General features: G+C 64.2%; 6 protein-coding genes. All 6 read right to left on the bottom strand.

Translation table 11 applies throughout. From position 1 onward, the window contains the following. Positions 1-178 precede the first annotated feature (178 nt). The 6 genes from HU751_RS25150 to HU751_RS25125 all read right to left on the bottom strand — a co-directional run bounded on the left by HU751_RS25150 (position 179) and on the right by HU751_RS25125 (position 12,627). Entirely contained in the window at positions 179-2,917 is a 2,739-nt protein-coding gene (locus HU751_RS25150; RefSeq protein ID WP_186734761.1) for a glycosyltransferase, read from the bottom strand. A 50-nt stretch (positions 2,918-2,967) separates the two neighbouring features. After that, positions 2,968-6,543, bottom strand: a complete 3,576-nt coding sequence (locus HU751_RS25145; protein WP_186734762.1) for a glycosyltransferase — start codon at positions 6,541-6,543, stop codon at positions 2,968-2,970. A gap of 126 nt (positions 6,544-6,669) precedes the next feature. Then, on the bottom strand, positions 6,670-8,238 hold the full coding sequence (locus HU751_RS25140) for a flagellar hook-associated protein 3 (protein WP_186734763.1): 1,569 nt from the start codon (positions 8,236-8,238) through the stop codon (positions 6,670-6,672). A 13-nt stretch (positions 8,239-8,251) separates the two neighbouring features. Then, a complete protein-coding gene (gene flgK / locus HU751_RS25135; protein ID WP_186734764.1) occupies positions 8,252-10,300 on the bottom strand; it encodes a flagellar hook-associated protein FlgK in 2,049 nt (682 codons plus the stop codon). A 12-nt stretch (positions 10,301-10,312) separates the two neighbouring features. Beyond that, positions 10,313-11,506: a flagellar assembly peptidoglycan hydrolase FlgJ gene (gene flgJ / locus HU751_RS25130; RefSeq protein WP_186734766.1), complete on the bottom strand. Its 1,194-nt coding sequence runs from the start codon at positions 11,504-11,506 to the stop codon at positions 10,313-10,315. Positions 11,507-11,517: 11 nt separating this feature from the next. After that, entirely contained in the window at positions 11,518-12,627 is a 1,110-nt protein-coding gene (locus tag HU751_RS25125) for a flagellar basal body P-ring protein FlgI (RefSeq protein ID WP_028691033.1), read from the bottom strand. Between the last annotated feature and the right edge of the window lie 5 nt (positions 12,628-12,632).

Genomic DNA, 12,632 nt, shown 5'->3' with positions numbered 1-12,632 from the left:
AATTCCTGTTACCTGTAATTTGTGCAATGGGCACGGACTCAAGACGCTCCGCCGCCCCTCGAAACGACACATGGCCGCCTTGGAGAACTGCACTCCCCGTAGGCGGCCATGCTTGGCAAGTCGGTTGCCAGGAACAGTCCACAACCATGCATCTACCACTAGATGCAATAGCGTTGAATTATCCCAACTGAGCGATCCAGTTGCTGGACGGTGACGCTTCACCCGCGCCAAGGGAATCCAGTTGCACATCCCCCTGGAAAGCCTCAGGCCAATGCGCCGCCAATTGCGAAGACGCCTCATCACCCAGGACCGGCAGGTCCGTGGCAAGCAACTGCGCGCGAGGCGTCCAGACCACCATCAACCCAACCTGGGCGACCGCCAGGCTCAAGCCGACGCCGACATCCCCTGCGACCGGCAGGCCACCGCAGTGCACGAAGGCTTCACGGTCCACCATCAGGCAACCATCCGAGACTGCGGAACAACTGCGCACCGACAGCGGCCAGCGGGCCTTGGCGGCACCCTCGAGCGACAGTTGCCGCCAGGGGGCATGAACGTTGGGGCCGGCCAGCAGCTGATAGCCTGCGTGCGCCAACGTACCGTCAGCCGCCCACAGGCTGGCACCGACAACCCCTACTTCAGGCCTCTGCGCCTCGTTCAACAGCGATTCGATCCAGGCCGGGGTAATGACCTGGCAATGCGGCGACAGCAACACCAGGTAATCGCCACGTGCCTCGCCGGCCGCCAGGCCGAGCAGTTGCCGATGCGTTGCCCCGACTTCGCCGGTTACGACCCGCAGTCGGCCACCCAATGCCTGGAACGCTTCGACCTGGGCCGCTGAAGGTTGCCCGGGAAGCGCCAGTACCACTTCATAGCGCGGGTAGCGGGTTCGCTGGAAAATGCCGGCCAGCCACGCAGGCTCGACCTCGCCCGCCAGCACGATGCTGACCAGCGGTGTGGCGCTATGGCGGAACTCGATCGCCAGCCCTCCCGCCCCTTGCTCACTGATCTGCGGGCGATAGCCCAGCTGGGTGAGGTGGCGATTGAGGATCTTGCGCGCCTCCTCGGTGGATGCCGAGGAAGGTTGCTGGCTGACCACCAGGTAGTCATCCATATGCGCCAGGCTGGCTGCACCGTGATGCTCGACCAGGCGCAACAGCAAGTCATAATCCAGGGTCTGCGGGTCGGTACCGTTGTAGCCGTCCAGGTCGAGCACGGCCTGGCGACGCACCAGCCAGTGCCGCGCCATGAGCCCCGGTTGGCTACGCAACAGGTCCAGATCGCTGCCAGGCCGGCGCACGGCGAACAGGCGCCCATCACTGTCACGCTGGACTTCGTCGGCGGCGATGGCCTGGCAAGCCGGGGCCTGGGCAAGCTCTACCGCCAGGCGCATGAGCCCGCCAGCAAGAAGCACATCGCCGGCCTCGAGCAACAGCAGCCACTCGCTGGGCAACTGGCGCACCAATTGGTTCAGATGCGAGACCCAGTTGCCCTCTGCGACCTGGATGAAGTGCAAGGTGTCCCGCGCGGTGGTAATCGCCGGCGGCTTGCCGGCCTTGAGCACCACCAGCTTGAAATTGCGCACGCCGCTGGCCAACAGGCTGTCGAAGGTTGCCTGCAAGGCCAGGTCATCGTTGTTCAGGTCAAGCACGACGAAGGCGATCTGCGGCGCCGGGTGTTCGGCCAGATGGGCCAGCACCCGCTTGCGCGCAGCTTCATCCGGAGTGGCCGCATCGATCGCCGCGAGCACCTGCCCCGATGGCGTGTCGAGCAGGGAATGGCGTGTCTCGCTGTCCGGCACCCCGAGCAGCCGCGCCATCCAGTCCCCCATCTCGCGGGCATGGTGCGTGTTGTCCTCACCGGTCAGCACCTGGTTGAGGGAGCGGCACACCTGGACATTGAAAAGGCCCAGGCCCAGCGCCTTCCAGTAACGCTCCTGAAGGCTCTCACGGGTGTCATTGGGGTGCGTCAGCAGCAGGTCGCGCTGACGGACCCAGGCCCCCTCGAGGGCATGCCGATGACTCTTGCCGGTCGGCCAGGCATGACAGAGGAACTCCACCTCGGTCAACCGATCGAACAACGGGCGATTGTAATAAGGCAGTTCCACATGCTGCTCGGGCTCGAACGAACGCACCGGGTCATCGATCACGCTGGTCCAGCGCGAGGTGAAGAGCAGCGGCTGCTCGCCCTGGCACCAGGTTTTGCGCACGAAACGATTGAGCGCCTCGAAGCCGTCATCAGCGGACAGGACGCTCGCGTCATGCCCGCCGCCCCACTGACGCAAAGCCCGCACAGTCTGGACCATACGCTCCTCGCGCACGGCAGAGGACAGTTTCTCAGGCTGCGATTCGCAGATCACATCGGTCTGCTCCAGATGGGCGACTGCCACGCGCAGCAGGATTGCGCAGGACAAAGCCACCCGCCAGCCTGCAGCATCGAGCCCTTCCGGCAGCGACACCAGTGCGGCCCGTAGCGCCTGCGTACGAATTACCGCACGCCAGGCTTGCTGTTCGGCGTCCGCGTAGTGTCGCAAGCGATCCAGCACACTCTCCCCGGGATGTGCAGCGAAAGCTTCCCCCACCTTGTGGTAGGTCAGCTGGCTATTACCGGGCGCATAGGCCAGGGCGTGGCCTTGCACGGCCATTACCTCCGGCTGGGCACGCAGGTACCGCACCGCATTGTCCAGCGCGGCACCCAGGACGAAATCGGCATCCAGCGCCAGGCAAACGAACGGCGTCGCCACCTGTGCCAGCAATTCTCCCAGGGCGGCAGCATCGACCACCGCTGCCGGCGTCAGGCCCTGGCACGGCACGCCAGCCCGCTGATAGTAGTGCGCCGCACGAGCACGGTGATCCGCCTGCTCATGCCCGAGCAGGACGACGGTCACTTCATCACGCGATCCGAGTGTTGTTTCGTTCATAGGGCACCTGTTCAAGGGGTTCGGCACCTGGCTTGGCCAGGCGCCAGGATTCAGTCAGCCAGCCAGGCGTTGGCCCAGTGCTGCAGATGGTGTTCGTTCAGTACGTAGTCTCGCAGGACCGCCTCGCGCAACGCATCGCCCTGGCGGTAGCTGGCCATCGGGTCGGCAAGGTGCATGCGGATCGCGTCCAGCCACTGCTCGGTGGTGTTCTCGCGGACCCTCGTGCAGGGAAGGTAGCCTGCGTATGCCTTGGTATCGGTGCAGATGACCGGGAAGCCGCAAGCGCCATATTCCAGCAGACGCAGGTTGCTCTTGCAGTCGTTGAACAGGTTCTGCTCCAACGGCGCCACCGCCAGGTCCAGGTTGAGACTGGCCAGCTTGCGTGGATAGTCCGCGAACGAGATCCCCGGGTGAAACTCCTTGACATAGGGCAGCAGCGCCTCTGGACACATGCCGAAGAACACCCAGTCGACTTCGCTGGCCAAGGTCTTGATTACATCCAGCATCAACTCCAGATCACCGCGGTGACTGGTACCCCCTGCCCACCCCACACGCGGGCGCACGCTGGTCTGGCGCTGACTGGTCAGCTCGCTCCACAGCGATGCGGCGAGCATGTTGGGGACGACACGGATGTCCTGGTGCATGCTGGACAGCGCATCGGCCAATGGCTCGGTGGAGACCACCACCCGGTCGCACAGGGAAATCGCCTTGCTGACCAGCTCGCGCATGTTGCTCGGCATGTTGCGCGCATGGTCGTTCTTCTTCGGTGGATCAATGATGTAGTCGTCCAGCTCGTAGATCCGCCGCGCACCGGAAAAGCGCTTGTACTGTTCGATATCCCGGACATTCGCCGGCAGGTAGCGGCACTGCAGGATCACCACATCGGGCTTTTCCCGCTCAAGGTCGATCAGCCCCGGCGCGCTGTAGTCGATACGTCCCTGGATCCAGCCAGACTGCTCCAGCTCATTGAACGGCTGGACCACCCGATAGTGTCCGATCGCCGAGGTACTGCTCGGCAGCGCCAGGACAGACGGCATGGCCCGCGCGATGAACGGATCCCACCCGCCCCGCAATCCGGGGTCGAAGTTGAAGTTCGGCAACTTGAGGCTGAGGTTGCGGTTGTAGGCCGGATCATTCGCCACCCAGGCCAGCCAGCGCGCATACAAGGCATCGCGATCATCCTGCCAGCTTCGTGGCGAGCTTTCCTCGACCGCCTGGGCGCCCAGCTTGGCCACCCGCGCGAACGGCGTCCACACCGACAGATAACCCGCGGCCCGCGCCCGCAGGCACAGGTCGGCGTCGTGCAGCGATACCTGCAGCGCGGCCGTATCCAGCCCCCCCAGCTCGGCGAACAGCTCACGCCGCACCAACAGGCAGTCCAGGCTCAGCGCGCTCCAGTTCTGTACCAGGCTCAGCCTATTCATGTAGCCGCCTTCGTTCACCGGGCAGCCCAGGAATGGACTGGCCGCCGTGGCCTGCATCCCCAGGACCAGGCCTGCCGAGACCACGGTCCCACTGTTGTCGAACAACTTGGGCCCGACCATCCCCACTTCGGGACGCTGGCCAAGCTGCAAGAGCTCGGACAACCACTGCGGTTCGAACAGCACGCAGCCGGCATCCAGCAGTAGCAGATAGTCGCCCCGAGCGTGCACGCTGCCTTCGTTGAAGCTCTGCGCTCGGCCATGGGCGGCACTCTCGAGCACCCGCAATTGCTCGCTCCCCAGATTCCGCAAACTGTCGAGCCAGGCAAGAACATCGTCCGACGTCCCTGCGCCGGCGACCAGCACCACCTCGAAATCGGGATGCTCGGTACTGGCCAGCACAGACTCGACGCAACGCACCAGTACCGCCAGGTCGCCAACGGCAGGAATGATGATCGAAACGCTCGCAACCTGAGGGTGCAGGTAGGTGACCCGAGTCATCAGGCTGCCAGCAATACCCTGCACCTGCGCCTCCACACCCAGGCGCCGCAGGTGCGCCTCCAGAACCCGCGGCGCCTGGACATGGCCCGCACGATCGGCCAGCCATTCGGCATAGCCGTGTCGGCACTGCACCAACACCTCAGGGATGTGCTCGACCACCTGCAGGCCGTGAGCCTCGATCATTCGCCACAGCAGGTCGTGAGGCGCCAGGGCTTCGAAGCCGGCGTCAAAGCCCCCAAGCTCACGCACCGCCGCAGTATTGAATGCCAACAGGCGCCCGACGTAGGGCAGGCTGCGCATCAGGTCGAGGTTGAAGTCCGGCTTGAAGATTGGTGCCGACGCGGCGAGGCTGTCGTTGGCCCCCTCATCGATGTACAGGCACAGGCTGTCACCACGCAGCGCCATGCGCTCGGCCATGATCACCAGCGCATGGGTATGCAGGCAGTCGCCAGCACGCAGCAGGAACAACCAGTCAAGTGCCGGACCGTCAGCCAGCCAATGGTTGAGCGAGATGAACTCGGCATCGCCGCGCACCAGGTAACGAACACGCTCTTCCACCGGCCGCTCGAAACCCTCAGGCGCCACTACCAGAACTTGTCGGGCCGGGTAGGATTGCTTCCAGAGACTGTCCAGCGTCGCACGCAGCACCTTTTCGTCGCCCGCCTCACAGAACACCACCACCGCGATTCCCGGCTGGCTTGGCCATTGCTCCACACGCTTGGGCAAGAGCCGCTCCTGCCCGGCGGACAGCCGGCGATACTCGAGCCATTCAGCGTACAGCTCGGCAAAACTCAGGCTGTGGGTACCGATCTGCTGGTTGAAGTTGGCCATCTGCGCCCCGAAGAAGCGCCGCAGGTCGAGCTCGTCCCACTTCTGCTGCGGGTTTTCCAGGTAGTCCGCCAACGGCATGTAGCGCACCCAACCGTGGGCAGGCGCCGGCTCGGCATTGCGTTCGGCAAGCATTTGCAGCAGCCACTGGGTTTCGCTCTTGTAGGCCTCGACCATGGTGCCTTGATGGCTAAGACGCCCCGGATGCACCCGCTCCATGCTCAGCACCTGCTCCAGGCTGGCCAGCTGTCCCCGGCGCAGAACGCAAGCGTAGAGCGCCAGGTCCAGGCGAGCGGAAAAACCCTGCCCATCCTGCACCAGGGTGGGCAGATACGCTTCGACCTGGGCACGGCGCAGCAAGGCATGGCTCAAGCCACCGAACAGGTTGGGTGCATCATCGGCGACGCTTTCCAGCAGGTCGGTGCCATGCAGCACTGCACTGTGCATGGAAATAACGAAGTTCAGTGCGCGTGAAGGCAACAGCACGTCATCGGCGGCGCACAACAGGCGCTGGCAAATGACCATGCTGATCTGCTGCGACTCGCCGAGCACACTGGCCTGCTGGCTGATACAGCCGGCAAACAGCGTGTCATCGTCACAGAGGAACTTGATCAGCTCGCCCGAGGCGTGCGTCAGGCAAGCCAGCAGGTTGCGGGCGAAACCAAGGCGCACCGGGTTGCGCACATAACGCAAGGGAGCGGGCGAAGTGACACGCAGCTCATCGCAGATCGCCTCGATCTCGCCCCCGGGGCTGTCGTCGCATACGACGATCTCCAGATTCGGGTAATCCTGGGCGATCGCGCTGGCCAACGTGCTGCGGAAAAACTCAGGATTGAACGCGGGAATGGCAATGCTGACGAGGGGTTGTGCGCTCACGGGGACTCACTCAAGGCAAAGGTTCGCTGACAGGGCTGGATGCCCTGCCGGGCGTCTGGTCAGGCCCATGGCACCTTCGAGGAGCCGCCTCACCCTGCCGAAGGGCGGACGAGACGGCTTCGTGGATCAGATGTAGTTGACCAGCGACAGGCCGGCGATCTTGGCAAAGGACTGCATCGAGGCCTGCAGCATGTTCTTCTGCATTTCAAGGCGCAGCATCACTTCGGCCGGATCGCTCTCGCGGATCGAACTTTGTGTCTTGGTGTTCTCTCCAGCAAGTGCCTCGTTGGTTTCAGCCTGCACGTCCAGCGCCTGGCCACGACCACCGATGGCCGAGATCGACGACGACACCTGGTTCATGCCGCTGGCGATATTGCCCAGCGCCGCGTCCTGCGCGGCGAGGAAGTTCTGCCGCGCCACCGGATCATTGTCCTGCGGGGTGCTCAACGCGGTCCGCAGTTGGCTGATGGTGTTGAGGATGTTCTGGTTCTGATGGGTGTCCGCCTTGACCGCGAACGAGTCGCCGGCATTCGGAGCGCCTGCCAGGTCGAACGTCACACCGGCAGCGGTGGCCGTGGTGCCGCTGAGCGTGCCGCTGGAGATCGGACGGCTGTCGGCGGTCATCGGCGAGGCATACAGCTCGAAATCGGTGGCGCTGGTGAACTTCAGCACCGCGCCGCCACTCGGGAACGCAGCCTTGTAGGCGGTCGGGTCGCTGATGGTCGCATCGGTGATCTGCGCCGACGAGGTATTGCCCGGGCTGCGGGTACCGGCGATCGAATCGGCCTTGGAGCTCAGGTTGAAGCTGTGACCGGCGATGGCCGCATCCGGGTTGGCTTCATCACCCGGCTGGAAGCTGATCTTCAGGCGCAGGTCGACGCCACGGAAGCTGATGGTGGTGTTGGTGCCCTTGGGATCGAACTTGCCGCCCTGACTGGCTTCCAGGGTCACATCGTTGCCGCCGGCATCGAGGATCTTGTACTCGGTGCTGCTGGTGAACTGGACGCTGTAGGGTTCGCCACTGCGGAAGCGGTCGTTGTAGGTGGTGTTGCCGGACACCTGGCCGTTGGACAGGCTGACCCGACCGTCATCGGTGGCCGGAGCGGTCAGGCGGGTCTCGCTGCGGCTGGTGTTGAGCGCCTGCTCGAAGGCGCTGTAGCCAGTCTCGTTGGCAGCCAGGCTGAGCATGTCGCCGACCTGCAGCATCAGGCTGCTCTGGTCGCCCTGGTAGCTGTAGGTGCCGTCGGAGTTGCGCACGTAAGGCTGGGTATCGCCCTTGGAGCCGGAGAACAGGTACTTGCCGTTCTCGTCCTTGCTGTTCATCAACGAGAACAGCTGGTCTTCCAGCGAGGCCAGTTCGGAGGCGTTGGCCTTGCGATCGGCGTCGGTGAAACTGGCGTTGCCGGAGCTGACAGCCAGTTCGTTGACGCGCTGCAGGATCGAGCCGATGGCGTTGAGCGTGCTTTCGCTGCTGCCCAGCGCGTTGCGCACGTTGGTGATGTTGCCCTTGTACTGGTCGAGCATGTTCTGCTGCTGCTCGAGCTGCAGCAGGCGCGCGGCGCCGACCGGATCGTCGGCGGCGGTGCGCACGCGAATGAAGTCGCTGGCTTCCTGCGTCGTCTTGTTGACGTTGCCGAAGGTGCGCTCGTAGTTGGCGCTGCTGCTGTTGTAGAACTGCGGGGTGGAGATGCGCACGGTCTACGGCTCCTTAAAGGCTGTTGATCAAAGTGGCGAAGGTTTCCTGGGCCGCCTTGATGATTTGCGACGACGCGGTGTAGTACTGCTGGAACTTGACCAGGTTGCCGACCTCTTCGTCCACGGACACGCCGGAGCTCGAGTTGCGGCTGGTCAGGGCGGAGGATTGCAGCGCCTGGGTGGCGTTGCTGTCCATCTCGGCCTGGTTGGTCTTGCCACCGACGTTGGACACCAGCTTGGCGTAGGCATCGGTGAAGCTGATGCCCTTGCCGTCGGCACCGGTATCGACGGTGGGCTTGGTCTGCAGGTTGATCACCGACTGGGCGTTGCGGTTGTCGGCCGAGCCGGCACCGGTCAGCGAGACGGTGTAGTTGTCGCCACCCTTCGGGGCGCCGGAGATGCTCATCTCGAAAGTGAACTTCTTCTGCGTGCCGCTGGCGTCGTTGATCGGGTTGCCGCTGCCATCGACCATCGGCACGGACAGCTGCAGCTTGTTCTCCTGGCCGGGGATGATCGTGCCGCTGCCGATGGGGCTGCCCTTGGCATCGAACATGGTGTAGGTCTGCGGCGAGGTCTTCTCGTCACCGAATACCAGCTTGACCGGCGTCGAATACTTGAGCCCCGTCTGCAGGTCGGCGCGCTGGGCGGCATCGTAGATGTCCAGCTCGGAGGTCAGCGTGGGCTGGCCGATCTGCCCGGTGCCCTTGTTGCCCGAGCCGCTGGTAGCGGTCAGCGGGCTGGCCATCGCCAGGCGTTTGGGATCGGTGAGCACCGTCTCGATGCTGGCCGCGGCATTGCGGGTGGGGGTGATCTTGAAGCTGTCACCGGCGATCGGCGCGCCACCGCGCAGGTTGAGGCTGAAGCCATCGATCACCGGTGGTGGATTGGCGGTGATGTCGAACTTGCCCATCTCGGTGTTGTCGGGCAACCGGCGTACGGTGAACTCGTTGGCGCTGGTGAACGTCACCTGGTAGTCGTTGGTGGTCAGCTTGCCGGTGTCCTTGATGTTCACATCGAGGTTGCCGGAGCCAGGGCTGTTGCCCAGCTTGGCCACGCTGCGCCCGGCCATGGCGGCGGCGCTGTTGATGTCGCCGAACAGGATCGCGCCGAACTCGCCGTTTTTGTCGATGCCCTGGGCCAGCTGGCTGTTGATCGCATCGGCCACAGCCAGGGCCACGCGGCCCAGTTCGTTGAGCGCAGGGTCCAGGGTGTCCTTGCGGTAGCGCAGCAGACCGCCCAGCTCGCCGCCGGTGGTGCTGTCGGTGATGTCCATCTTGGTCGAGCCGCGATTGAGCACCAGGTTCATGCGCGACGGGTCGGTCGCCGCGGGCTCCACGCCCAAGGTCTGGGTGGTGTTGCCCAGCACCAGCGACTGGCCGTTCTTCAGGTAGATGTCGTAGTTGCCGTCACGCTCGACCACGTCCACGCCGATCAGCTTGTTCAACTCGCGCACCGCGCCGTCGCGCTGGTCGAGCAGGTCGTTGGGCTTGCCGGTGATGGCGGTCATCTTGACGATCTGCTGGTTGTACTCGGAGATCGTCGCGGTCAGCTTGTTGATCTGGTCGGCCGTCGCCGCCATGTTGCTGTTGATGTTGCTGTTCTGCTGGTTGAACTGCGCCGACAGGCTGTTGAAGCGCTTGGCAAGCGATTGGGCGCTGGTCAGCAGCAATTGCCGCGAGGCATCCTCGGTGGGCTTGGCCGAGGCGTCCTGCATCGCGCTGAAGAAGCTCTTGAGCGCCGCTGTGATACCGGTATCGGCGCTGGACAGGGCATTGTTCAGCGGGCCGATCTGGTTGAGGTAGCTGTTCGCGTCGCTGGACAGCGACGTGGTGGAACGCAGCTGGTTCTCGAGGAAGGCGTTGTACACCCGGCGCACATCGGACAGCGTGGTGCCGGTGCCGATGAACACCTGGCCGACCTGCTGGCCACCCTTGGTCTTCTGGACGATCTGCTGGCGAGAGTAACTTTCCACATCGGCGTTGGCGATGTTGTTACCCAGGGTGTACATCCCGGACTGGGCGGCGCCCAGGCCAGACATACCGATATTGATCAAACTCGCCATGGTTTCCTGCCCTTAAAGTTTCGTGGTGGTACCGAGCATTGCGTAGCTCTGCTGCGACTTCATCTGTTTTGCGATCTGCGAGATCTTGCTGGCGTAGTTGGGGTCGGTGGCGTAACCGGCCTTCTGCAACTCCCGCACAAACTGTTCTGGTTTATCGGCCGCCCGCACCGCATCTTGATAGCGCGAATTGTTCTGCAACAGGCTCACCAGGTCGTGGAAGCTGTCCTGGTAGCTGTCGTAGGAACGGAACGCCGCAGTCTCCTTGACGAACTGGCCGTTGCGGAACTCGCTGGTGATCGCCCGCGCCTCACCGCCCTGCCAGCTGCCGGTGGCCTTGATGCCGAACAGGTTGTGACTGCTGCTGCCATCGGGGTTGCGCATGACCGACTTGCCCCAGCCGGTTTCCAGCGCGGCCTGGGCCACCAGGTAGCGCGGATCGATACCGATGCGCTTGGCGGCCTGTTCGGCCATCGGCAGCATGGTGGCGACGAAGGCGTCGCTGTCGGCGAAGGCCTTTTTCGGTGCCAGCGGCGGCTGGGCCACGGCCCGACCGAGAATCTGCAGGTTGCCACCTGGCGCCGCGAAGCTGCGCGCCGGCTCCCAGTCGCCGACGGCCACGCCACCGGGCGGGATATCGCCACGCCCAGGCAGCGCCGTGGCGTTGGCGGCGGCATTGCCAGCGGACGGCACGATGCCGGACAGCAAGCGATCGGTGAGCTTGCCAGGCAGCGCCAGGCGCCGCGCGTTGAGCGCAGCCACATCGTTACGCGTAGCGGCGCTCTCGACCATGTGCGCGGGCTCGGCCACTTTCGAGGCCCACAATGCCGGCGCCTGCCCTTCGATCCGGGGAAACGGACTGGTGTTCGGACGCGCGGCCTTGTTCTTCGACAGCTGGCGCACCAGCACGTCCTGCAGGCCGATACCGCCCCCTTCGCGCGACATGCTCACCGCCATCTGCTGGTCGTACATGTCGCGGTACTGCTTGACCGTGTCGCTGTTCATCGGGCTGTCTTCGTCAGCCATCACATCGCTGGCCTTGCGCGACGCCTTGAGCATCTCGCTGATGAACAACGACTCGAACTCCTGGGCCACCTTGCGGATGTTGCCCTCGCTGTCGCGATCCCCGCGCTTGAGCGAACCCAGGCGGTTGAGGTCGGTGTAGGCGCCGCTGTCGGCCTGACTGGAAACAAGACTCTTCGAATTCATCCCTGGCGTCCTCAGATCACGATCAGGTCGGCTTGCAACGCACCGGCCTGCTTCAGCGCTTCGAGGATGGCCATCAGGTCGCTCGGCGCCGCGCCGACCTGGTTCACCGCACGGACGATCTCATCCAGCGTGGTGCCCGGGCCGAACTTGAACATCGGCTTGGCTTCCTGTTCGGCGTTGACCCGCGAGCGCGGCACCACCGCGGTCTGGCCATTGGAGAACGGCCCCGGCTGGCTGACGATCGGATCTTCGGTGATGGTCACGGTCAGGCTGCCGTGGGTTACCGCTGCCGGCGACACCTTGACGTTCTGGCCGATGACGATGGTGCCGGTACGCGAGTTGATGATGACCTTGGCCACCGCCTGGCCCGGATCGATCTCGAGGTTCTCGAGAATGGACAGGTAGTCCACGCGCTGGCTCGGGTCCATCGGCGCGGTGACCCGCACCGAACCGCCATCGACGGCCTGGGCCACGCCCGGCCCGAGCAGCTCGTTGACCTTGTCGACGATGCGCTTGGCGGTGGTGAAGTCCGGACGATTGAGATTGAGCGTCAGGCTATTGCCCTGGTTGAATCCGCTCGGCACCGCGCGCTCGACCGAGGCACCGCCGGGAATGCGACCGGCCGACGGAACGTTGACGGTGATCTTCGAGCCGTCGCGACCTTCGGCATCGAAGCCGCCCACCACCAGATTGCCCTGGGCGATGGCATAGACGTTGCCGTCGATACCCTTGAGCGGCGTCATCAACAGGCTGCCGCCACGCAGGCTCTTGGAGTTGCCGATGGAAGAAACGGTAATGTCGATCACCTGGCCGGGCTTGGCGAATGCCGGCAAGTCGGCATGCACCGACACGGCGGCAACGTTCTTCAACTGCACGTTGCCCGACCCCGGCGGCACCTTGATACCAAACTGCGACAACATGTTGTTGAAGGTCTGCAGGGTGAACGGTGTCTGGGTGGTCTGGTCACCCGTGCCGTTGAGGCCCACCACCAGGCCATAGCCGATCAGCTGGTTGGCGCGCACGCCGGAGATGCTGGCGATATCCTTCAGGCGCTCGGCGTGAGCACCGAACGCACAGGACAGAAGCAGGGTCGCGGCAATCAACCGCCTAGCGTTGAACATGGTCA

Origin of the sequence: Pseudomonas peradeniyensis (assembly GCF_014268935.2) — a bacterium.
GTDB lineage: Bacteria > Pseudomonadota > Gammaproteobacteria > Pseudomonadales > Pseudomonadaceae > Aquipseudomonas > Aquipseudomonas peradeniyensis.
Note: the sequence above shows the minus strand (reverse complement) of the source record. Positions and strands in the feature narration are given on the sequence as shown.